Below are 25,056 nucleotides of genomic sequence, written 5' to 3'. Positions count from 1 at the left end.
TGAATGAATAGATGCCAAAGTCCAATCATCTTTAGATGAGAATTCATAACCAAATGGATATATATTGCTTCGAGATCAGTAATATGGGCAGGTAAATAAGTGATGAAATTTTTGCTTTATAAAAAATTTGTAGAAACATCTTCACATCAATCAAAAGATAAACATTTAATTTATATGTGGAATAATTTTAAAGAAGAAAGCAGATAATGAATATGAATTTAAATAAATCCTTATAATTTATAGATTATTTTTATAAGTTCTATACAAGATAAACTATCAATCACTTGATAGTTTATCTAACTCGGTGATGTTTACATCATGCCTAAGTATTTAAAAATGATAAAATAATTGGAAATTTAATAATTTTTTTGTTTTGGGTGACGAACCTTGTGCTAAAGCGTATTCATCGCCTCCGACAAAAAGATCATTCTTACTCACAATATATTCAGCTTGTAACATTATACTTTTGTGGCTGAAAGTAACGCCTACTGTATTTCGAATAGAATTCTTAAATGTAGGTTGATCTTTAATATAACTACTATGCATCGCATAAGGCGTTATCGAATCTAATTTTCCAACATTTTTAAAGGTATAACTTACATCTGCTGTATAAAAATCTCCCTTATTTGCCAACCAATAATTACCATCAAATGATCCAGCCAATGAACTATATGGATTTATACTATCCTTATTTTTCACATTATTTTGACCCATCACAAGAATCAAATTAAGATTGTTATATTCCATTGTCCCAAATGCAGACCACGCATTTCTCTGCCCTGTTTGCTGATTAGATTTATTTTCAATATTAGAATACCAATATGAAGTACCAACAGAAGCATTTAAATCAGGCAGATCTGAAAAATGAAGTTGCTGTCGAATACGGCCAATCCACATATTTTTTTCTTGTAAATAAGTATTCTTAGCATCATCAGACTTCACGAAATTCGTTGTATAACGCGCTGCATCTTTCGTTGAACCACGATAGTTTCCAGCATCAGTTGGATAAAAGCCAAGATCTATTGTGGTGTTTTTAATCGGTTCAAATTGATAATTTACACCCAGATTATGGACATCCTCCAAACCGTACTGGGTATTTATACCGCCATAATAACTTGTTTCCCAAAAACGGGTTGGACCAAAAGGAATTGTTTGTACACCTAATTTAATATTGTCTTTTTCAGTGATCTTATAACCGACATAACCATCAACCAAAGCTGAAAAATCACAGAGTTTATCAAATTGATAACAACGATATTCTGCACGCGCAAAAACTTTATCTTTTTGATAATCTAAATTTAGCCTTGCTGCATCAAATACCAGTTTACGATCATTTTTAGTCCAACTTTTATCTTGATATTTAGCACGAAGAAAACCAGAAACGACTAATTCCCCATACTCACCTTCAGGATTACCAAACTCTAAATCTTTTGCGAAAAGTTGTTCACTAAAATTTAAAGACAATATAATCCCTATAACGCTATATTTAAATAAAGCCATTTGCATACATCCTTGTATATGATATGTTTTTAATTAAAGCTCAATTGCTCATTTACTCAATGCTTCAATGAGTTCAATTGAATACCCATCTGGATCTAAAATAAAAGCCAACATTCGATTCCCATAATTCATTTTTTTTGCTGGAACTTTTATAATAACACCTTGATTTTTTAAATAATTTACTGCACTCTCAACATTTTCAACTTGTAAAGCAAAATGTCCCCATGCATCTCCAAGTTCATAATTTATTTGACGCTCCCAGTTATAAGTCAACTCAATAGCTGAACCATTTTCAAATTTTAAAAAGACATTGGTAAATTTTCCGTCAGGGTATTCTTGCTGACGTAAAACTACCATTCCCAAAATATCACGGTAAAAATATAATGATTTTTCTAAATCCCTCACTCTAATCATGCAATGATCTAATTGAAACTTCATATCCATCACTCCAATTTTCAAGCGAATTCCACCAAACTTTGCAGTAATTGACTGATTTCAAGTAACTCATCATCTTGCTGAAAATGCCCAATCAATTGCACACCAAGCGGTAATTTTTGCTGATACGCGATTGGAAATGTTGTTACAGGTAATCCCATCACTTGCCACGGACGACTCATAAATGGCTGCCCTGTTTTCTCTAATCCTAATGGTGCTACGCCTGATGCAGCGGGGGCGATGGTGAGCATAATTTGATGTACATCCATCCACTCTTGATATTGTGTTTTAATCTTTTCAACTGCTTGTAAATGTTGTACATAATCAAAATATGTAAGTGCTAAACCTTGTTCTATCAGTTCAGTTAAAAATGAATCTAACATTCCCGTTTGATATTCAAACTGTAAATTTCTTGCCACTTCATAAGCCATAATTTGAATATGATGCTGTTCCAAAGCTTTGACATCAATTTCATCAGGAACATCAAACAACTGAATTGAATTTTGTTTTAGTCGCGCTATGAATTCTGAAAATGCCTGCTGCATTGCGCAATCTATTTCACCTAGTCTTTCAGATAAAAACACAGCAATTTTTAAATTTTGAATGGCTGGAAATTCGACATTTTCAGGTGACCTCAATTGCATTATTTTTCGCATAAAAGAAATATCGGAAAAATGATGTGCAAACATTCCCAAACGATCTAAAGATTGAGCTAAAGGTTGAATATTCCGAAGTGAAAATTCATTGTGGCTGGCCACATAAGCCAAACAACCACAATAGGATGCAGGTCGGATAACAGAAGCCGCTGTTTGTGTTCCCAGTGCAAATGGAACCATATAATCAGCAACCGCAGCTGCTGAACCACTTGAAGAACCTCCTGGTGTGCGTTCTCTATCATGTGGATTGCAAGTTTTCCCTGCTTTAAAAAATGCAAATTCAGTTGTGACTGTTTTACCGATCAAAATTCCACCCGCCTGTTTAATCGCAGTAACCACTGCGGCATCCATGGTTGGAACACGATGAGCATAGATATTTGAACCCATGCAAGTTTCAATACCAGCAGTGTCAATCACATCCTTGACTGCAAAAGGCAATCCCTTTAATACAGAATTTTTATAGAACTGTTTATGAAGATAATATTTCTTTAAATATTCTTCTTTCGAAATTAACAATTGCCACGCTTGTACATTTTTATCACGATCATTTATACGTTGATAAAATGCATCGACGACGGTTTCGAGATCGACCTCATTGCATTCTATGGCTTGGCATAATTGTATAATCGACTTATTAATCCATTGTTTAGACATCCGAAATCTCCAAGTGATTGAACATGTCTTCTGTCAGTGTTGCGACCCCTCCTCCAATTCGACCATATAAACCATTTTTGGAAATCATACCCAGTAAGATCAATGGTGCTTTTTTATTTTGCTGAATTTTATCTAAATCCACCAATCCAAAACGTTGCCCTAAAAAATCGATAGGCATCAAAGTAAACGCATACATTCGTGTTGCAAAATCATTGGGTAAAAATGCAATAAGATTTTCTGCTGAAATTTTTGCGATATCTAAAGCCTGTCCACCTAAACCTAAAATATCAACAACGGCACTATCTCCTAGAGTTCCAAGTGCTTGTTGTTTAGAATAAATCTCCTCCTTGTTTCCTTTAATATCTGGTGCAGTCACACAGATCCATCGTTTGGGTTGATTAGACAGTGCATAACCAAACCGAATCCCATTCCCCCCCGCTTTTACAATGAGTTGCTTATCCTTACTCAGTTGTCCTGTTTTTAAGATCAATAACGCGGCAGCCATCCAAAAATTAAGTGCAAACGCGACAGATCCATATAAAAAATCATATATTTTTTGCGATGTTTGAATTTGATTTTTATCTGCAATATCGAGAATTGTATCCGCAATTAATCCAGACCCTGCATAAGTCCGACCATGACCATCATCGCCCTGCTTTAATGATTTTTGTAAAATAGGACTGAGTAGAATTGGATTATAAGAAATTATTTTTGTTAACCATTCTGAAAATTCACCATGTAACCAATTTAAATGTTCAATGACTTTTTCATCAAAGATCCCTAAACGGGTACACCATTGCATTCCCTCATTCAGAACAGCATAGGTTTTATCCTGAGCATTTTGTACATTTTCAATTTGTAACAGATACATAGACGGTGAAATGACACCCGCCAATGGTACGACCGCATCAAAATCTTGCGCGGGTGAAATCTTGACCTGATCTTGTTCAAGTAAAATCAAAGCTTCTTCTTTATTTTTAGCCCAGCCCTCAAAAAGAATAGCTATAGCTAAAGAATTTCGTACCGCTTCAGGAATTTCTTGAAAATTTTGAAAAGAAGGTCCTGCATGTAACAGTAACTTTTTTTGCTCTGGATAAATATCTTTTAAACGCACCAACTTATTCCACATTGGTTCAACTGTACTAATTTTTTGATAGATTTCGCTTGTTTCAAAATTTGACATCCTTGGCACTCCCGATATTATATTTTTTATTTAGTCTTTTACTCGAATCCAAGTTTCACTATTTGCCAAGCTCGCAGATTGAGCACGTGTACCATTAAAATCTCTTTCAATGGTTTGCCCTGCCAAAGCCTGTCCATTGATTAAAACTTGTGCAGTTAATGCGGGATGAAATACACACATCATTTCGTGTTTTAAGGTTTGAGTTAAGTGTGCGGGCAAATCCACACAAATTGCATTTTGCAAATTATTCCAAACCATATCTACTTGTAAATCCATCGATTTTACATATGCGGATTCAACGACTTGTTCAGGAAAACGATTTTCTGTTGAAAAATCGACATGATCGATATACTTCATTTCATCTAAAGCGATAGCTTTTCGAAACAGCCCAAAATGACGAACAAAATCAGATACTAAATATTTTGCCAAAGGTAGATTATTCGTCAACATAAAGCGATTTTGATGTTCTGGATTACTTTCATAGGGTTGCTCAAGCACTAAGATGGCTTTACCTGAACCATGTACTGAACTGGCAATACGAAAATATAAAGTTAAAGAACTCCAATTTTGTTCTTCACTGGTTTTAAGATAAATAAACGGATTATCACCAGTCCATTCCATTTGACCAACTTTAATACCTTCCATGTTCAAACTCCTTATACAATTTCCAAGATTATTTTTTATTTAATTCACGTAATTGATTAAAATCTGAAGTAGGCTTCCATCCCAAAATGTCTTTTGCCTGCCGATTACTAAAAATCGATGCACGTGGATAATTTTGATAAAGTTTTGGATTTTTAATTTCTGGTAATTTTCCAATTTTATTTTGATACCATGTGAAAGTATCTTCTGGATGTGACGTATCATTCGCACTTAAATAAAATGTACCAAAACGTAAACCTTTAATATTTACAGCAGCTTCAAATGCTGTTGCAACATCTTCTGCTGTAACGTAATAAAACAACCAATGGCGATCTTCAGCATCAACAAAATCAATATATTCAGCCAAGGTTTCATTGAGTACGACGGCAAGAGGACGGAGACAAATGACGTTCATATTGGGATAACCATCCACAAAACTTTTCGCCATTTGTTCCATTAAAATTTTACTTACGCTATAGGCTTTGACAGGTTTATTTAGATGTAACTCATCTACTGGCAAGGACTGAGGGATCCAGTCTGGACGCATCTCAGATAGACCAGATGCTGAGACACTTGAACAAAGTACAACTTTTTCAATATTTTGCTCCTGACTTACTTGTAATACATGCCAAGTTCCACGCACGTTGACATCAATATATTTTTCAGATGCAGCTTTCCAATCAAAATCTAATGCCGCTAAATGTATGACTGCATCTGCCCCTTTTAATGCATGACGAACTTCATCTAAATGCATGACGTTGGTTTGAATAAATTCAACTTCTATATTTTGGGGTGCAACTAAATCAGCAACCACCACATGCATTGTTTTCATGAGTTGTCTAACCACATAAAGCCCAACTCGACCAGAGCCACCAGTAACAACAACCTTATTCATGTAAATTTCCTTATAAATCTAAAACCAATTCTGATGAAATTGCACGAGAAACACAGATCATCATTGTTTCATTTAATTCACGTTCTTCTTCTGATAAAACAAAATCACGATGTTCAGGAATCCCAGATATCACAACGGTTTCACAGGTACCGCATGTACCAGATTGACAAGAACAAATCACTTTCACGCCCTCTCGTTTAAGTGCATCTAAAATCGTTTCTGTTTCTAAAACATGAATGCGTTTACCTGATTTTTGTAGCGTGATATCGAAACTTTTACCTGTTTTCAATTCATCAGAAACCTCTACTGCAAATCTTTCGATCACTAATTTCCATTGACTTTTTTGCTGTAATTTTTCTAATGCATCTAATAAACCCTGAGGGCCACAGCTATAGACTGTTGTTTTGGCATCAAATTGATTTAGATATTGTTCTAAATCAAAAAAGCCTTTTTCATCTGAGCAATGAAAATATATTCGGTCTGATTGATCTAACTGAGATAATTCTTGTTTAAAAATAAAATCTGAATCCTGTTGAGCTAAATAAATTAAATGCCAATCTAAATTTTGTTGTACCGCTTCACGGACCATCGCAATAATCGGAGTGATCCCAATACCACCTGCAATAAAAATACAATGTGGATCTTTTTTAAATGAAAAATGATTTTTAGGTTCACCTACATCCAATACATCACCCACTTGAAGCTGTTCATGGATAAATTGAGAACCTCCACGACCAGCTTGTTCTTTTAAAATTGCTATTTGCCAAGTTTGAAGATCATGTCGCAAACCACACAAAGAATATTGACGAAAACACACCTCCTCTGACGTATTTAAGGTTAATTGAATATGTGCACCAGCATCCCACTCTGGCAACATCTGAACTGCATTTTCATAGCCCAATATCAAACCGACAACTCTCGGTGAAAGTTGTTGTTTATCAATAACCTTTAATTTCATTATTGCTTCATGCGTCATCTTATTCTTCCTTGAAAAACCGACTTATGAATTCACAACTTCAAGAAAATTGGCTGACTGATTTTTTGCAAGACGATCTTCTAGACGATATTTATCAATCAACCAGTTTTGTAAACGCTTTATGACTTTTTCGTTGTTGGTTAAACGACCACGTGTCGCTGTAGATGATTTCATTCCCATAAAAGAACGTTTCCACGCAAATAAGTCCTCTACCATGACAGGAAATAAATCATCATGTTCTTTGTCATAATTTTCACGGAAAGTTTCAAGCGCTAATGTGGTTTTTGGATACATCCATGAAACACCATAAGTCGACACGCCTGCTGATTTAGATAACCATAGGAAATATTTAACTTTATCAGGCATTGCCACCAATAATAAATTTGGCGCTATCGTTACATAAGTCAATTGAGTACGTTCTTGTTCTGTTAACGTCTCAATATGTGGCTGTAAAATTTTTCCAGTATGAGTAGGTGCAGCATCTATATGCTCACTGATTAAATTATAAGAAACGATGCCATTTTCTAAGTCATTAAACTCTACATCTTCATCCACGAGTTCTGGACGCGTTGCATACATACTTCCCCAAGATGAAGCATGTAAATAACTGCAGTGATAACATTCATCATTGAAAATTTTCCAATTCCAGTCAAAACTTTCTAACTTTAACGGTTCAGCACTTTTTAAGTTCGCCATATCATAATTTTTAAGTTGAACCGCTAATTTGCCTAACCGATTAGAAATTGGCGTTGCATTTTCATCAAAATTAATAAAAATAAAACCTTCCCAAATTTCAGATTTTAATTTTGGTAGACATACTTTCTTAGGATCAAATTCTTCATTTGCTGCATCCGTCAAGCCAGGCGCTGAAACCAACTCGCCTTCCATGTTATAAATCCAGGCATGTAAAGGACAACGAATACGGCGGGTATTCCCAGATTTTTCAAGCAACAACATATTGCGATGACGGCAGACATTGGATAGAACATTCACTGAACCATCACGAGTACGAATCGCAAATAATGATTCATCACCAATTTCAAAGGTAAAAAAATCCCCTACATTTTCAATCGTACTGACATGCCCAACACAAATCCAATCACGTTTCCACACCGCATTCAGTTCAAATTGAAAAAATGCTTCCGAAGTAAAACTTTCTGGTGGTAAGGCATACACCACATCGGATTCTTGATTAAAATAACTTTGATCAAAAGTATCAATATCAATTGGTGATTCTTTAAACTGTTTCATTTCCTACTCCATTACCAATCTTGCTTCCATAGCTTGATGATGCGTGAAAATCACAGTGATGAAAATTGAGTAAAACTGACGAATACTTGAGAAAAATTTGAAGTAAAAAACTTGATCCGCACACTAAAAAAAGCACTCCATAAAATGAGTGCTTTTTAGGCATTTTAAATAAAAACTATAGATTAAGAGCTTGCTTCAACTAACGATTTTCCTTTTGTTTCAGGTGCGAGTAAGAATGAGACAACAAAACCAATAGCAGTCAAAATTGCCATAAAATACATGGTTTGGCCGACACCAAACTGCTCAATCGACAGTGGCATTAAAAACGTTCCAACTGCAGCACCTATTCGACTAATTGCAGTCACCACACCCATCGCCGTTGCCCGAATATCGGTTGGAAATAACTCGTTTGGATATGACCACAATAATAACGGACGCCGTCCAAATGTTTCTGTCATTCTCAATGCTGGTATACAACCAATTAAGAAAACTAAACTAATCAGCGCATAACCCACATTAGAAATATTACCACTATGTATACCGAATGCATTTAGAATCACTGGACCAAAAGTATAAATCGCAAAAAGTGGCGTCACAGCACATAAATAAAATACTCCACAAAAAATTATTCTTTTGAAATAAATTCCTTTGAGTAATGTGCCAAAGCCAGCTTTTAACTGAATTTTTGCTTCATCTGCAACAATAGAATCAATCGTTGCTTCAGGTCCATATACTCGCTTAACCACCCGTTTTGCTTCATCAATACGTCCTTTAGATAACAACCATCGTGGAGATTCTGGTGTACCAATTCGCATTAACAGAATAATAATGCCGGGTACTGCTGCGGTGGCGAGCATCCAGCGCCAAGACCCATCACCTAAATACTCAGCCATCCCAAAACCTAAAAATGTCGCTACAGTCGCTCCCACAAACCATGCGACAACTAACAAACCAAGCATCGCAGCACGTTTTTTAACAGGTAACCACTCCGCCAACAAAGAAGTTGCAATTGGATAATCTGCACCTATTGCCACCCCAATAATGAATCGAAGTAATATAATTTGCCAAGCACTGTCAACAAAAGCACATAATACAGAAAATACAACAAGCGCAATTAAGTCTAGGGTATACATTAATTGCCGTCCTACAATATCTGTGATTCGACCAAAAAATAATCCACCAAAGAAAATCCCAATCAGAGCCGAAGCCCCGGTGAGACTTAAATCAAAACTGGTTAATTTTAAATCCGTTTGCATGCCGACTAAGGCAATACCAATAATACTTAATAACCAACCATCCAAAAATGGACCACCAGCGGATTGAAATAAAAGTTTCCAATGAAACTTTAGCATTGGACTTTCATCGATAATCGAGCCATTCTGTCCTGTATCGACATTCACATCTTTTCTGATATTTTTTTCAGTTATATTATCCATAAGCGTTTTCCTTAAGCTAACCAAATTCATGGCAAATGCAAATTCCTTTGCAATAATGAGTATGTCACTCAGTGACCACTCTAAAAATGTAGTTATTCTCAAAGTAAATTGAAAAAAATTCATAGTAAAAACGAAAATAAGCTCTATCTTATTATGTTTTCAGAATTTATAGCTTGAATCATTTTTAATTAAAATTTTTAGATATAGATTGAAACTGTCTAAACTTACAAAGTTTGGTTACAATCATATTTCTTGATCATTGTTGAATCTGACATATTAGGAAACAAATAGGTATTCAACACGATAAGGTGATCATTTATTGATTTGTTGAGGTGATTAAAAACTTTTTATTTTAATCATTAGAGGTGAGCAGGATGCAATTACCTTTATTAAACGCGCTAAAAACGTTTATCGTTTCAGCCCAACGTCTAAATTTTACTAAGGCTTCTGAGGATTTATTAGTTTCACCATCGGCGATTAGCCATCAAATTAAAATATTAGAAGAATATCTAGGTTATAAATTATTTTTTCGTAAAAATAGAACCTTGATTCTCACTCAGGAAGGAGAACTACTTTTTTTTAAACTGGAAAAGCCATTTCAAGAGATCAGTCATGCACTGGTTGAATCACGCACACCGCGTGGAAAAATGCGAATTAATCTCAGTTTACGCCCTTTTATTTCAAGTATGTGGCTGACTAAACAGTTAGAGTTTTTTTGGAAAACGCACCCACTTATTGAAATTCATCTTATTCACAATCTATTACCACCAGATTTTCAAAGAGATCATATAAAATTTGCAATTGTTTGGGGTAAAAATGATTGGCCAGACTGTGAAACGGTTAAATTGGTTCCTGGTAACTTAACCCCGATTTGTTCTGCTGAATACTTCGAAAAATATGGCCCTTTTGAATCGCTTGAACAGCTGAGAAATGTAACCTTACTACATGAGGAAAGTAATTCAAGTTGGACAGAGTGGTTTCAAAAAAAATTTAATACGCCGATCTTAGGTCAGCATAATATTTATATTGATGATACCAATGTCAGATTAAATAGTGTACGTAATCATCAAGGCGTGATGCTTGGTTGTCCATTTCTACAAAGACCATTTTTACAATCTGGAGAGTTGATTCAATTATTTGAAGAAACACTTGAAGAGTATTCTTATTTTCTGGTCTATCCAAAATCTGTTCAACTGAATGAACGTGAGCTTGAGTTTGTTCAATGGCTAGAATCGATTGCTGTTTCTAACGATAAAGAGTTTTTTTGTTAAGCGCGGGGTACGTATTATACCCTCGCGTTTTCACATATAACGGGCGACATCCCTGTCGCCATGCAACCCCTACACCTTGTATAATTAAATAATGTAAAAAGCGATTTAATTTATATGAAGTAAATCTGTATAAACTTACTCCTTAAATCAAATTGACTTCTCGCAATCTCACTCTACCACTTCGAATATTGGATACAGAAACATTAGAATTTCTGCGAAATACTCACTTTATAATCTCGACCTGTACCTGTCATATACTCACCCAAATACATTTTGTAATCACGATTAAATAAATTATCAATCGAGAAATTCAGCGTCGGGCCTTTTACACCAATTGGCTGCCAGTCGGCATAAACGCTATGCAGTGAATAGCCCTTGGTTTTAGGTAATGAAAATGAAGATGCAGCGATCGATTTATCATTATCTGAAAGGCTTCGATCTTGTGCAGCAACAAATATCCCTCTCCATCCCATGGTTAAGTGATGCTCAGGCACATTCACCCCTAAAGTCGCTGTGGCTTTTTTCGGTGGAATATTGGTCATCCATGTTTTTTGATCAAACCACGGATTTACAGGGGAATTATCACGTTGCCCGCGAATATAGGAATAGGTTAAACCTGCAAACCAAGTCGGCTGATTATAGAAAGCTTCGGCTTCATAGGCTTTGATGGTGTAATCAGTCACATTACGATAAAAACCATGATCATAATTACCTTTACAGTCTGCTACGCTGCCTGATCCGTTGTTGGCATTGTTTTCTGCTTGTGCTTGACAAAATGTTGAGCGATTGCGGAATATCTCATCGCCCCCACGATTATGATGATAAGTTAAACGCACTTGCAGATGATCTTCATTGCTAAACACATCGTCAAAATTCATTTCATTTCCGACACGAATCGCCAACATTTTTTCAGGAACTAAATAACGACTGGTCGATGGAACAGTGGTTGCTGCGGATTGCACATAATATTGTTCATCTACACGAGGCGCACGCCAAGTTTTACTCACGTTAGCAAACCATGTCATGTAGTCGGTCTGTTTCCAAGATATCGCTAAACGAGGAGACCAGCCTGTATAGGTTTTACTGGAATAATCATGTCCAGCAGCCGGATCATTAAATCGTGATGCACGATTTGGCTTACCGTTATTTTCAATATGATCATAACGTAGCGATGGGGTAATGATGAGATTATTAATCTGATACTGATCTTCAATAAATGCACTCAGCATTTGCTGATCACCAGCAGGCATATAGTTCGGTTCATAATAACCAAAATTATAGTCAGGCTTTTTCACATTATTTTTGTCATAAATCAGCGAGTTTTGTTCCATTTTCTGGTATTGCGCGCCAACCTTTAATTTATGCGTCCCCAGTTTTGTATCAATATCACTGATATTACTCATTTTTAATGCAGTATTGGTATAGGTTACCCAGCTTTCATTGCCTAACAGTGCCGCTGAACCCGTCACACTTGGCAAGCGTAAATCATGCTGATAGGTCTTGGAATAGGATGCGACAGCTTTTAAGTTTAGATATGGGTTAGCATCAGGATTGAATTCATAACTTGCAGAATAACTGGTATCTTCCTGATCACGGTCGACCAAACGGCGTTTCCAAGCCTCATCATAACCATATTTGGCAATATCAGCTTCAGTCGGCACGGCATCTTGATCACGCATGGCAGCAAAAGGTTCCCAACCTTCATGCCCACTGCGCATGGCATTTAAAGAAATTTTATGACCATCGGCAGGATAAAAGTTCAGTTTGGCTAAATAGGTTTCTTGCTCTTGTCCAGAATATAAAAACTCACTGCCATCAGGTCGCTTTACATTTCCGCTGTCTCGGTTTGTATAGTAAAACAGACCATCGACCAGCCCATTGTCGGCTTTACCATATACTGCACCCGTATAGGTATTTTGACTGTTGTTGGAAAAACGTGAATATTTTAAGAATGCGCCAATATTTTTACCCTCATCAAGCAAATCTGTCGCATCTTTAGTTTCCAGTGTAACTTTACCACCAAAACCACCATTACCGACTTCGACGTTATGTGGCCCTTTATCCACGGTGATTTTCTTTAAAATCTCAGGTTCAATAAAGACTGAACCTTGTCGATATTTATCAAACGTTTTAACAGAATCGTCTAAGGTGATTGGTACATCGGCTACCCCACCCATCCCCAAGATATTAATCGTTTGCCCTCCTGGACGTGGAGATCCTGCAGAACCTACACTGGGCATATGATCGAGCAATTGCGCAACATTATTGGCCTGATAACGATCAATCGCCTTTTGATTGAGCACGCTCTGACCAAATTGTATGGTGTCTTTTTTTATTGCTTCGACCACAATCGGGGTCATCTGATAAATTTGGTTTTCTGCATTTGTGGATGATGTTGCTGTTTTCCCCGTTGCTGTTTTTCCTGTTGCAGTGTTTTCTGTATTGACTACAGACGTTTGTGCCGCAGTAGACTTTTCAATGAGTAGATAACCTGCAGAAGTTTTTTGAATCTGGAATGGGGTATTTTGCACCAATAATGCAAAAGCTTGATCTAGGGTATATTTACCCTTCATCGTCTTTACCCGATAACGATTGGTTTTTGCAGGATCTAATAACAAGGATACATTGGCTTGCTGTGCCAAGCTATTTAAAGCTTGGGTTAATGAACCGCTTTGCACTTGATAAAAGCCAACAGGCGAAGCATTATTTGCATGCGTTTGTATACTGATTGCACTCATAGAGAGTGCGATTGCAACAGCCAACGCAACAGGCTTTATTGCATTCTGATATAAAGATTGAGACATTCTCTACCCACCCAAGGTTAAATGATAATCATTAACTTCACTCAGTTAAAATAATCTGTGTTTTCATGTGTTCTAAGTTATATGACGAAGCAGAAACGAAAAAACCGCAATCAATTGCAGTTTTTTTAAATTTTAATTTTCTAAAGCATTAACGAATATATGATTATCTACTTAAGCCAACAGATACAAAAGATTAATTATAGTGCATTGTATAATTTATCGTTGCGGTGTAATTCTGAGCATCGACAATTCCAGTCTTGGAAGCAGGCACTGCATCGTATTGTAGATACGTTTCATCTCCAAGCGTATAAATTGGACTTTTTGCTTGAACTCCCCAAGGTGCGGAAAAATCTACTACCCCATTAATGCTAGAAATTTGAATAAAAATAGGATTGATTGTAGAAGCGTCTATAGCTTTGTTAACCAATAAAGTCTTATCTGTGGCATCCAAATCATTTGCTGAAATTGCACTGAGATGGATCCCTTGAAAGGCTTTCGTTGTTGCTACATCACAGGCACCAGTACCTGCAGCATTTGTGAGGTACAGAGTAAATCCATGCTTCCTTGGGTCTGGAAGTGTAGGTGTAAACTTTGATTTAGGCATAGTACCCAAGTCAACGGTTATATCTTTTAAGCCAGTTGCAAAACCACCATCACCCTTTAATGTACATGTTTGGTCCGTCACCACACCATTGACGGTGATTGTTCCATCTACCGCAAATACGCTGCTACAAGTCAAGCTTAAAGCCAAAGCACTCAATGTGGCTAAAGTCAGTTTCTGCATTCAATACATCTCATAAGATTTGAATAAGTTTTAATTTTCTCAACCCTCAATAAACCTAAACTTCATCAATAAAATCAACACACAAAATTTAATTATAGTGCAAGGTATAATTGATCGTTGTCGTGAAATTTTGAGCATCGACAATCCCCGTTTTGGAAGCAACCGCGACTATGTAATATACATATGTTTCACCATCAGCACGGATACGCACTAAGCTTTTCTCCTGAGTTCCCCAAGCCGCAGAAAAATCTACAGGTCTACTGTTTTCAGTCTGCATTTGAATAAAAACAGGATTTTTAGCAGAAGCACCACCCGCACCTTTGGCTTTATTCACGAGTAAAGTCTTATCCGTCTCATCCAAATCATCTGGTGAAATTGTACTCAGATGTATTCCTTTTAATGCTTTACTTGTTGCCACATCACAGTGAGCTGTACCTGTTGCATTGGTTAACTGTAGAGTAAGTCCATAACGCATTGGCACTGGAAGTGTAGGCGTAAACCACGATTTAGGTACAATACCTAATGGATATACGATATCTTTCAAACCAGTTATATAACCACCATCACCTTTTAATGTACAGGTTCCATCAGTGATAACACCATTAACCGTAATGGTGCCATCTACTGCAAATACATTTGTGCATGGCAAAGTGAAAACCAAAGTACTAAATGTGGCTAAAGTCAGTTTATTCATTGAATAACCCCTTTATAATGTTTTAATCATTTTAAATTGCTCAATCTTCAGTAAACGCATGCTTCCCAACCAAAAACAACAGAGGAAAATTTAATTATAGTGCAATGTATAATTTATAGTTGCTGTGACGTTTTGAGCGTCAACAATCCAATTCCAGGTAAAATATACTACATAGTAAGTAATCCATGTACGGCCACGAAACTGATTAACATAACTTTTCGCCTGTGTTCCCCAAGGTGCAGAAAAATCTACCCGCCTAGCAAGACCAACCCCCTTATCAGTCTCTATTCGCATAAAAATAGGGTTGGCAGTAGACGCACCGCCTACCCCCGTAGCTTTATTGAGTAATAAAGTCTTATCATATGAAGCCAAGTCAGTTGGTGAAGCACTGAGATGTATACCTTGCAAGGCATTACTTGTTATGGCATCACAGTTAGCTGTACCATCAGCATTTCTTAACTCCATCACAATTTTCGTTGACGCTCCACCAATATTTGATTTAGATACAGTGGGCATGGTAACCGTTAGATCTTTATTACCGCTTACACCACTACTACCTTGTAATATACATGTTCCATCAGTGATAACTCCATTGACTGTAATGGTGCCATCTACAGCAAAAACGCTGGTACATACCAAAGTTAAAAGCAAAGTGCTGAATGTGGGTAAAGTCAGTTTATTCATTGAACCAGCCTTATAAAGCTTTAATAAATGCGATAATTTAACGATGCTGTGATTCACATTAGGAGACATGTTAATTTCAACGAAAATAGATAGATCTAAATATATAAACGCTGTTGCTGTTAACTCTAAACCTCTGCTTATTTCAAGCTAGAGTCTATTTTAATAGATGTTTTTATTTTAAATTTCCGACAATTTAAAATAAAACTCCATGCTGACAAAAATATCCGCATATCACAATATTTTTAAGTTTACTTTTTATCATACAAATACATTACATAAAATCATGTGTAAATTTTATTATTAAAAATCAATATAATAAATAAAACAAATGATCAAAATTTAAATTTTATTTGAGTTTTAAACACCATTTACAGCATATCGAAATATGATTAAATATAAATAAAATCATTTTTTCCTGTCCAAATTTAACCCGACTAAAATAATATGCTTTATCATTTTTCAATCATATAAATGACCTCATCATCCAGCTTCCTTATTAAGATCTTCTATACGTATCCAAAGTATTACCCATCAACATCATTGATTGAATATTCATTAAAACACTTATGATTTTTTATAAAATGATATTCAATCGATTTCTTTCATCAATCAAAAATAATCGTGTGTCGTAAATCATATTGCTATTCAAAGTGCCTTCTCTTTGTGAGAAAGCGAAGATGAGAGGAATTTTTATATTGATCTATGCTTTTAAAAAGGGCTAAAGGGCTGATGAAACAAGCCTAGCGATAAAACAAAAAACCGCAATGAATTGCAGTTTTTTTAAATTTTAATTTTCTCAATCATCAGCAAACCTATGCTTACCAGCTAAAGTCCACATACCAAAAATTAATTATAGTGCAATGTATAATTAATTTTTACTTGTACATTTTGAGCATCTACAATTCCTGTTTTAGAAATATATGCTACTTGGTAAAATACGAAACGATTTTCCACGCCCAAAACGTCACTTTTCGACTGAGATCCCCAAGGCAAAGAAAGATCCACAACGGTCTGATGTCCAGTACTTATTTGAATAAAAACAGGATTTTTAGTAGGAGCATCTGTAGCTTTATTCACCAATAAAGTTTTATCCGTTGCATCTAAGTCATCTGGTGGTGAAATTGTACTGAGATGTATCCCTTGAAAGGCTTTCGTTGTTGCTGTATCACAAGTACCTGTACCCGTAGCATTTTTTAAGTACAACAGTACGCCCATTCTTATTTGTGAAACTCCAGGTCTAAATCTTGATTTAGGCACAGTGGGCAAGCTAATTGTTAGATCTTTCAAACCACTTACCTCACTAGAGCCAGCTTGTAAGGTACAGGTTTGGTCAGTCACAACACCATTGACTCTGATGCTCCCATCTACAGCAAATACGCTGCTACATGTCAAAGTTAAAACCAAAGCACCCAATACAGGTAAAGTAAATTTATTCATTGAATCCCCCATGAAGTTTTAATAAATCTTACAATATAATGATGTTGTTGCTTATATTAGGAGGCAAAGTAATATTCACATAAATAGATGCATCTAAATATATAAAAAACATTTTCATCGCTAACTTTAGCCTCAGCCTATTTCAAGGTTTCGCCTATTTAAATAATTATTTTTATTTTAAATTTCCGACAATTTAAAATAAAACTCCATGCTGAAAAAAATATCCCCATATCACAATATTTTTAAGTTTACTTTTTATCATATAAATACATTACATAAAATCATGTATAAATTTTATTTTTATAATTCATAATTATAAATAAAACAAATGATCAAAATTTAAATTTTATCTTAATTTTAAACGCCATTTACAGCATATCGAAATATGATTAAATATAAATAAAATCATTTTGCCTGTCCAAATTTAACCTGACTAAAATAATATGCTGTATCATTTTTCAATCATATAAATGACCTTATCATCCAGCTTTATTATTGAGATATTCCATACGTATCCAAAGTGTTACCCCTCAACATCATTGACTGAATATTCATTAAACTATTTATGATTTTTTATAAAATGATATTCAATCGATTTCGTTCATCAATCAAAAATGATCGTGTGGCGTAAATCATATTGCTATTCAAAGTGCTTTCTCTCTTTGTGAGAAAGTGGGGATGAGAGGAATTTTTATATCGATCTATGCTTTTAAAAAAGACTTATGCAACAAGCCGAATGACAAAAAAACTGCAATGAATTGCAGTTTTTTTAAATTTTAACTTTCTAAAGCACCAGTAAATCTATGCTTAGCAGCTAAAATCCACATACCCAAAATTAATTATAGTGCATGGTATAATTGACTATTGCATGCGCATTTTGAGCATCAACAACTCCAGTCTTGGTAAAATACTGTGCAGTATAACTTATAAATCTTTTATAACCAGTAATGTCTGGAGTCACTGGACTTCTCGCCTGAGTTCCCCAAGGCGCAGAAAAATCTACAAGAACACCAGCGTAATTGAATATTCGAAAAAAAACAGGGTTGGTGGTAGAAGCATCTAGGGATTTATTGATCAATAATGTTTTATCGGCTGCATCTAAGTCAGTTGCTGAAATTGCACTTAGATGGATCCCTTGAAGGGCTTTACTTGTGGCAGCATCACATTTACCCGTACCGCTAGCATTTGTTAATTGTAGAGTAAAAGTGTTCTGTACTGAAGATGATGGATCTGTAGGCGAAAATGATGATTTAGGCACAGTGAGTATCTTAACCGTTATATCTTGAAGTCCCGTTGCATTGTTATAACCTTGTAATGTACAAGTTTGGTCCGTCACCACACCATTGACGGTGATTGTTCCATCTACAGCAAATACGCTGCTACTCGTCAAGCTTAAAGCCAAAGCACTGAATGCAGTTAAAGTGAGTTTTTTCATGAAATCAATCTCGTAAATTTTAATAATGAATGTGTTCGTGTGATGACTGTTATCCCTTTACCGTTTAAAAAAAATTGAAATAAAGGAGTCATGCTAAACAGATGCGACTCTGGTTATTTTTTAGTTTAAACGCTGCTTTTATTTCGGAATGACTCACAGATTAAAATAAAACTGGTTAACAATACCTTGCATATAATGCTTTATACATCACACTTTTACATTGATTTTTTCTCATTAAAATACTTTACTAAAAGTAATAATTAAAATTTAATTATTTAAAAACAATATCTTAAAAACGATAAAGAAAATTTAACACAATATAAATTAAACTTCTTTTACTTTTTACCTCATATCGTCATACAGATTGTTTTTAACATGCGGCAACAGAAAAAGTGCTTGAGCAAAAACAAAGCACTGCTTTGTTTTTAGCGCAAGAATGTAACAGCGTAAGAATGTAATAACTAAGGAGAGGCACCGCTACAGATTTAGCAGCGCAAGGTTTGGCATCCCTCTACAAAAAGTGAGACATCACCCTTACAAATTCATTTAACTTTTCAATCTAGAATGAGACTGTACAAATCCTTTAAGGATAGAGATTTATTTTTATAAAATCCTAATAAATGATGAAGCAAAAAACTGCAATGAATTGCAGTTTTTAAAATTTTACGCTCTAAGGCACCAGTAAACCTATACTTCCCAACTAAAACCAACATAAAAAATTTAATTATAGTGCATGGTATAATTTATCTTTGCCGTGTAATTCTGAGCATCGACAATTCCTGTCTTGGAAACATATGCTACACCGTATACTAGATATGTCTCACCATTAAAATTATAGATTAAACTTTTCGCTTGAGTTCCCCAAGGTTCAGAAAAATTCACAGTTTTACCGTTGTTTGCATACATTGCAATGAACACAGGATTTTTAGTAGGAGCACCTATGGCTCTATTCACCAATAAAGTTTTATTTGTGGCATCTAAATCAGTTGTTGGTGAACTTACACTGAGATGGACTCCTTTAAAGGCTTGAGTTGTTGCTACATCACAGTTAGCTGTACCATCAGCATTTGTTAAGAACAGAAGCATGGCGTACCCCGTTGATGTTGGATTTGTAGTAAACCATGATTTAGGTATTGAAAACATACTAACCGTTAGATCTTTCAAGCCAGTAGTAAAAGGTCGGCCAGCTTTTAATGTACAAGTTTGATCCGTCACCACACCATTTACTGTAATGGTGCCATCTACAGCAAATACACTTGTGCATGACAAAGTGAAAGCCAAAGTACTCAATATTGCTAAAGTCAGTTTCTGCATTGAATTACCCCTTTATAAAGTTTGAATCAAAAACATGCGATAAATATAATCTTATTCACATTATAAGAAAAAAAATCCCAATATAAATAAATGCAATTAAATATGGGTAAACTATGTTTCTGCTTATTTTAAGCCTATGCTGATTTAAAAATTTAGCCACTCACCACTTATTTTTATTTTAAATTTCAGTTAATTTAAAATAAAACCTTATGCTGACAAAAATACATCCACACCACAATAGTTTCTAAGTTGACTTTTATTCATACAAATACATTACATAAAATCATGTATTAATTTTATTATTAAAATTCAATATTATAAATAAATAAAATGGTAAATTTTAAGTCATTATTTTAGTTTAAAACAGTATTTTCAACATATAAAAATGTGACCAAACATAAATAAACCACATTTAACAAGATATTCACCCCATCCAAAATAACATTTCTGTTATTTTGAAGTAATATAAATCACATGATCGCCAAGCTTAGTTATTTTAATCGGGTATTGAGTTACCAACAATCGTAGCGTTTGATCTAAATCCTGTTGCGCATTAATCACACCACTGACTTTATAATCTTTTAAGGTCGAATGATTAAATATTAAATATTGATGATGATAACGCCCTAAGTTGGTCAGTAAATCAGCTAAAGGAAGTTGATCTGCCAATATCTGATGTTTATCCCAAGCAAACTCGGTCGATGCAATATCTAACTCAGAAATCGGACTTAAACCAAGTGAGTCAGCGCTAATTTTTTCGCCTTGCTTGACTACTTTTACTTGAGAATTTTGAGCCAATGAACGGGTTTCAACCTTTGAATGCAAAATATTCAACACACTGCTATTGGCGTACTGATAAACTATAAATCGTGTACCGAGCGCTTTAAAATCCGCTTGGGCTGTATGAACGATCAGAGGTCGTTGTGGGTCTTTGGCAACATCAATATAAATATCCCCTTGGACTAAATTGATTTGTCTTTTTTCAGCAGTAAAATCAAGTTTAATGGCAGATTTTGCAGCTAAAGTCACTTTGGAACCATCTTCCAAGGTGATCGAATGCATTTGCCCAATCTCAGTTTTATAATCAGCCGTGTAGTAAGACATCATTGTTGAATGAGCAGTGAAATAGACAACGCCACCGATACTCACACAAAACAGCAAGACTTTGCTAAACAGTTGTAAAATATGTTTTTTACTTTGCTGACTGACTTTCATTGAGTTGTGAACATTTTGACTGGATATGCCATGCGTTGTCGAAAACTGCTGCATCGTTTCAGAAAAATTAAACATCTGATCGAGTTGATCGTGATGCTCAGGATATTTGCTTCGCCATGCTTCAAACTCAATTTGGGCTTGTTGACGCTCATGCAAATCATCGGTATTTAAACGAACAATCCATAAAGCCATCTCTTTCTGTAGCTGTTTAGCGTTCATCTAGCCCTAGCTCAAGCAAATTGTTTTTCGCCTCATAACATAACTGTAAACATTCGGCTAAATAGAGCTGTGTCGTGCGTAATGATTTACCAATTTCAGTGGCAATTTCACTCTGACTATAGCCTTCAAAGTAATACATGATAAATGCTTTTCGAGTTAGTGCTGTTGTATCCTGTAAAGCAATGGTAAGAAAATCTAAAATAAGTACAGCCTCTTCAATTTGATTTGAAGTGATTAAAAGATCTTGATCATCTGCATGCTGTTTGAGTGTTTCTAAATAATTCTGCTCTAAAATATAACGACGATGCTTATCAATCAGCACATGTTTTGCGACATTGACCAGATATGCACGCGGTTCCTGAATAGAAAAAAGCTGTTTGCTTTGCAGCAATTTGACAAAAGTATCTTGAACCAGATCTGCGGCAGTAAAAGGATATCTGACACGCGAGTTCAGCCATTGTTTCAGCCAATCATGGTGATCCAAATACATCTCTTGCAGTATTTGCTGTCGCGATGGTGTGGGGAGAATTGGGATCATAAAATTAAATTAAATTAAAAATTCTAAACAATAATAATTATCGTTTACATTTTGTGGTTTGTAAATGCTATCCTAAAGATCTTTTTTTGTAGGCTCTGTTGCGCTTTTTATCCAGTTCATTCGTCATCTCTCATATAACCCATTTTTTCATAGACTTTTTTACATAAGAGAATTACATGAATCAAGCACTGATCACTGAACCCAATACGCAACAAGAACTCAGTTTGGCTATGCAGCTCAAATTACAGACTGCAGATGAGCATGAAAGAATGCATACACTGATGGCAAAGGCAGACGTATTTTCTAGTTTAGAAAAATATGCCTTATTCACCTTGTCACAGTATTATTTTCAATTGGAAATCGAACATTTATTTCAACAAGATCAAGTGGCTTTACATATTACCGACCTTGATATCCGTGGTCGTTCTGCACAAGCACTGTTAGATCTACAAGATTTAGGCATTCAACCCCAAGGCCAAACTTTAGAAAGCTTAAATGTGACTTTCCCTGCTGCTTTAGGCTGGATTTACGTTTCAGAAGGATCAACTTTAGGCGCGGCATTTTTATTTAAACAAGCGCAGCAACGTTTAGGTTTAAGTGCTGAGAATGGTGCGCGCAATTTGGCAGCTTATCCTGAAGGTCGAGCGAAGGTTTGGAAACGATTTGTTCAAGCTTTAGATCAAGCCGAACTCAGCCCTAGCCAGAAAGATGAAGTTATTCAAGGAGCGCTTGATGCATTTAAATATTTTGGCAATGCCTTAATCAATTTAGAGCAACTTAAGTAAATTTATTCTATAAAAGTTAATTCATCTGATGGTAGGAGCTTGCAAAGCCACCTATTACAGTGAAAATTTTTAATTCATTTGTGTAAGCAATAGATCTTTCATAAATCAAAATATGATTATATGGAGTGAATCATATTGGATTGAAATGTCCCTTCTCCCACTGGGAGAAGGCTAGGATGAGGGGCTTTTATGTTGATTTAGGTTTTAAAAAGGACTAATGAAAGAAGCCGAATGTCTCACTCTTATACTATCTTATCTTTGCACTACAAACAAAGCAGTACTTTGTTTTTGCTAATGTTGAGCAAGAGATACTCCTATACGCCACGATAGCTACGCCTTGTTGGATTCAATGAAGAAAAGGTACTTACACTGCCCAGCCTAGGTTGCAAAGTTTTAATTCATTTTGCATAAACAATAGATCTTTCATAAATCAAAAAATGATTATATGGCGTAAATCGTATTGGTATTGAAAGTCCCTTCTCCCACTGGGAGAAGGCTAAGATGAGGGGCTTTTATATTGATTTACAGTCTTAAAAAGGACTGATAAAACAAGAGAACTGAGTCAATCAGTGCTCTTGTTTTATTTAGCTCTATTCGTGTCAATGCAGTTGCTCCCTGCAAAGTAACAGTGAGAAAATCTAAATTGAGGCTTGTTTCTGGCTATATAACATAAACAAAATAGACAGTAGAAAGAGTCCACCCATCAACATGACCGTGACATGGAAAGCCATCAGTTCAGCAGATTGTAAGCTGTTGCCCTGCTGTTGAGATAAGGTGGTTACAACGGTCATTGCTGTACCTAATACTGCAATCCCAATTGTCATTCCCAATTGGCGTAGTGTATTTAAAATGGCTGCGGCAAAGTTTGCATCTTGTACTTGTACACTGCCCATGATCAATGTACTTGAACCCGGAACGATCAATCCCATACCAATTCCCATAAGTCCACTACAAAAGATAAATAGCGCAAAAGATGAATCGGTTTGAAAACTCATCATAGCCAACAATGCAGTGCCTGCAATTGCCAAGCCCAGTGTTAATAAGGTCGCTACGGTAAAACGCTGGTGTAATTTGGAAAAGGCAATTGAAACAAACGCCTGTGTTAAAAACTGTGGTGCAATCAACCAGCCTGCCTGTGCTGCAGTTAACTCAATCTGATTTTGATAAAACAAAGCAAATATAAATAACGAACTATATCCTGCAAATCCTAAAATAAAAGAAATCGCGTTATAGGCTAAAAAACGTTTATTTTTAAATAAATGATTGGGGATCAATGGATGAGTGGCATGTTTTTGTTGCCATACAAACGCCATACTTGCCAAGATAAACAAGAAAATACTCAGCATAAACCAATGTGCTAAATGCACATGTTGTAATGCGATAATGCTATACGTTAATGTGACAATCGCTACAGCACTGTAGAGCAAACCTAAATAATCAAAAGGTACAGGCACCGATTTCTGATCCGCCTCAATACCATAATAACCCAAGTAAATCGTTAGAATCCCAACAGGAAGATTGAGCCAGAAAATACTTTGCCAACCAAAATGATGTACCAATAATCCACCCATCAGCGGACCAACAATTAATGAAAACGCACTAAAAGAACTCCAGCGACCGATTTCACGCGCTTTGTCTTGCGGTTGATGAAAATGATGCACCATAATCGCCAATGCCAAAGGGATTAAAACTGCACCAGCCACCCCCTGAATCATTCGTCCAATAATCAACAAACTAAAATTGCTTGCCATCGCACAAATCAATGAACCCACGATAAAAATGATCACACCCAGTAACCATAACTTTTTACGCCCTATACGCTGGCTTAATGCCCCCACCGCTAACATTAAACTCGATAGACTTAAAGCATAGCTATCAATCACCCACTGCAGATCCGCCATATCACTATCAAATTCATTTTGAATGCTTCCAAGTGCAAGATTGACACTGCTGAGATCCACCAAACACAGAAAGGTACTGATATAAAGTGCAAAAATAAGGTAAATCGGCTGGCGAGATGCATTCATACATCACCTAGATCATTTAAATGAGAATCATTATATTATAAATTGACCGACGGTCGGTCAATGTATAAAAGTCTACTTAAACCCCAAACTTTTCATTTTTTATAGACAATCTTGAAAGCGCTTTTAAAGATCATCACTGATCACAACTTAAGAAGAATGGTTGACTTTAAAATGCATCGTTTAGGGTTCTAATTAAAATTGATAATAAAAGAATATCAGAC

21 protein-coding genes are annotated in these 25,056 nt (G+C 35.6%); 2 read left to right on the top strand and 19 right to left on the bottom strand.

Annotated elements, in window-relative coordinates:
* Window positions 1-330: 330 nt before the first annotated feature.
* The 9 genes from FHR28_RS06275 to FHR28_RS06235 form a co-directional block, all read right to left on the bottom strand.
* Complete coding sequence (locus FHR28_RS06275) at window positions 331-1,500, bottom strand: hypothetical protein (protein WP_374759601.1); 1,170 nt, start codon at window positions 1,498-1,500, stop codon at window positions 331-333.
* 48 nt (window positions 1,501-1,548) lie between these two features.
* Window positions 1,549-1,938: a VOC family protein gene (locus FHR28_RS06270; protein ID WP_216076326.1), complete on the bottom strand. Its 390-nt coding sequence runs from the start codon at window positions 1,936-1,938 to the stop codon at window positions 1,549-1,551.
* Between the two features lie 17 nt (window positions 1,939-1,955).
* Window positions 1,956-3,245: an amidase gene (locus tag FHR28_RS06265; RefSeq protein ID WP_166782190.1), complete on the bottom strand. Its 1,290-nt coding sequence runs from the start codon at window positions 3,243-3,245 to the stop codon at window positions 1,956-1,958.
* The gene (locus FHR28_RS06260) at window positions 3,238-4,428 is read right to left on the bottom strand and encodes a DUF1116 domain-containing protein (RefSeq protein ID WP_216076325.1); all 1,191 of its coding nucleotides are present in this window, start codon (window positions 4,426-4,428) and stop codon (window positions 3,238-3,240) included. Before FHR28_RS06260 ends, FHR28_RS06265 begins: the two co-directional genes overlap by 8 nt.
* Before the next feature lie 30 nt (window positions 4,429-4,458).
* A complete protein-coding gene (locus FHR28_RS06255) occupies window positions 4,459-5,073 on the bottom strand; it encodes an NAD-dependent dehydratase (protein ID WP_166782189.1) in 615 nt (204 codons plus the stop codon).
* Between the two features lie 28 nt (window positions 5,074-5,101).
* A complete protein-coding gene (locus FHR28_RS06250; RefSeq protein WP_166782188.1) occupies window positions 5,102-5,965 on the bottom strand; it encodes an NAD-dependent epimerase/dehydratase family protein in 864 nt (287 codons plus the stop codon).
* Between the two features lie 10 nt (window positions 5,966-5,975).
* Window positions 5,976-6,923, bottom strand: coding sequence for a PDR/VanB family oxidoreductase (locus FHR28_RS06245; RefSeq protein ID WP_166782187.1), 948 nt, complete (start codon window positions 6,921-6,923; stop codon window positions 5,976-5,978).
* Window positions 6,924-6,965: 42 nt separating this feature from the next.
* Window positions 6,966-8,192 (bottom strand): aromatic ring-hydroxylating oxygenase subunit alpha, encoded by a 1,227-nt coding sequence (locus FHR28_RS06240; RefSeq protein ID WP_166782186.1) that lies wholly within the window; start codon window positions 8,190-8,192, stop codon window positions 6,966-6,968.
* 182 nt (window positions 8,193-8,374) lie between these two features.
* The gene (locus FHR28_RS06235) at window positions 8,375-9,628 is read right to left on the bottom strand and encodes an MFS transporter (protein WP_228722028.1); all 1,254 of its coding nucleotides are present in this window, start codon (window positions 9,626-9,628) and stop codon (window positions 8,375-8,377) included.
* A gap of 374 nt (window positions 9,629-10,002) precedes the next feature.
* Here FHR28_RS06235 and FHR28_RS06230 point away from each other — a divergent pair, with 374 nt between their 5' ends.
* Window positions 10,003-10,899 (top strand): LysR family transcriptional regulator, encoded by an 897-nt coding sequence (locus FHR28_RS06230; protein ID WP_166782185.1) that lies wholly within the window; start codon window positions 10,003-10,005, stop codon window positions 10,897-10,899.
* A 203-nt stretch (window positions 10,900-11,102) separates the two neighbouring features.
* On the opposite strand, the gene FHR28_RS06225 is transcribed toward FHR28_RS06230, so the two are convergent.
* The 9 genes from FHR28_RS06225 to FHR28_RS06185 all read right to left on the bottom strand — a co-directional run bounded on the left by FHR28_RS06225 (window position 11,103) and on the right by FHR28_RS06185 (window position 22,023).
* Window positions 11,103-13,703 (bottom strand): TonB-dependent hemoglobin/transferrin/lactoferrin family receptor, encoded by a 2,601-nt coding sequence (locus FHR28_RS06225; RefSeq protein WP_166782184.1) that lies wholly within the window; start codon window positions 13,701-13,703, stop codon window positions 11,103-11,105.
* Between the two features lie 193 nt (window positions 13,704-13,896).
* Entirely contained in the window at window positions 13,897-14,487 is a 591-nt protein-coding gene (locus tag FHR28_RS06220) for a fimbrial protein (RefSeq protein WP_166782183.1), read from the bottom strand.
* A gap of 88 nt (window positions 14,488-14,575) precedes the next feature.
* Window positions 14,576-15,181, bottom strand: a complete 606-nt coding sequence (locus FHR28_RS06215; protein WP_166782182.1) for a fimbrial protein — start codon at window positions 15,179-15,181, stop codon at window positions 14,576-14,578.
* 90 nt (window positions 15,182-15,271) lie between these two features.
* Window positions 15,272-15,865 (bottom strand): fimbrial protein, encoded by a 594-nt coding sequence (locus FHR28_RS06210; RefSeq protein WP_154130465.1) that lies wholly within the window; start codon window positions 15,863-15,865, stop codon window positions 15,272-15,274.
* An 846-nt stretch (window positions 15,866-16,711) separates the two neighbouring features.
* A complete protein-coding gene (locus FHR28_RS06205) occupies window positions 16,712-17,302 on the bottom strand; it encodes a fimbrial protein (RefSeq protein WP_154130464.1) in 591 nt (196 codons plus the stop codon).
* Window positions 17,303-18,137: 835 nt separating this feature from the next.
* Entirely contained in the window at window positions 18,138-18,737 is a 600-nt protein-coding gene (locus FHR28_RS06200; protein ID WP_154131072.1) for a fimbrial protein, read from the bottom strand.
* A gap of 720 nt (window positions 18,738-19,457) precedes the next feature.
* Window positions 19,458-20,051 carry a fimbrial protein gene (locus tag FHR28_RS06195; RefSeq protein ID WP_166782181.1) on the bottom strand — a complete coding sequence of 198 codons (594 nt, stop codon included), beginning with the start codon at window positions 20,049-20,051 and terminating at the stop codon, window positions 19,458-19,460.
* Window positions 20,052-20,501: 450 nt separating this feature from the next.
* Complete coding sequence (locus FHR28_RS06190) at window positions 20,502-21,485, bottom strand: FecR family protein (protein ID WP_166782180.1); 984 nt, start codon at window positions 21,483-21,485, stop codon at window positions 20,502-20,504.
* Entirely contained in the window at window positions 21,475-22,023 is a 549-nt protein-coding gene (locus tag FHR28_RS06185) for a sigma-70 family RNA polymerase sigma factor (RefSeq protein ID WP_004724712.1), read from the bottom strand. Before FHR28_RS06185 ends, FHR28_RS06190 begins: the two co-directional genes overlap by 11 nt.
* 176 nt (window positions 22,024-22,199) lie before the next feature.
* Here FHR28_RS06185 and FHR28_RS06180 point away from each other — a divergent pair, with 176 nt between their 5' ends.
* On the top strand, window positions 22,200-22,808 hold the full coding sequence (locus tag FHR28_RS06180) for a biliverdin-producing heme oxygenase (protein ID WP_004724714.1): 609 nt from the start codon (window positions 22,200-22,202) through the stop codon (window positions 22,806-22,808).
* A gap of 638 nt (window positions 22,809-23,446) precedes the next feature.
* Here the strand turns inward: FHR28_RS06180 and FHR28_RS06175 are convergent.
* Window positions 23,447-24,835 carry an MFS transporter gene (locus FHR28_RS06175; RefSeq protein ID WP_166782179.1) on the bottom strand — a complete coding sequence of 463 codons (1,389 nt, stop codon included), beginning with the start codon at window positions 24,833-24,835 and terminating at the stop codon, window positions 23,447-23,449.
* Window positions 24,836-25,056: the final 221 nt, after the last annotated feature.

Source organism: Acinetobacter sp. BIGb0196, assembly GCF_011759595.1.
Classification (GTDB): domain Bacteria; phylum Pseudomonadota; class Gammaproteobacteria; order Pseudomonadales; family Moraxellaceae; genus Acinetobacter; species Acinetobacter guillouiae.
The sequence above is the reverse complement of the archived record's forward strand: the minus strand, read 5'-3'. Positions and strand labels throughout refer to the sequence as shown.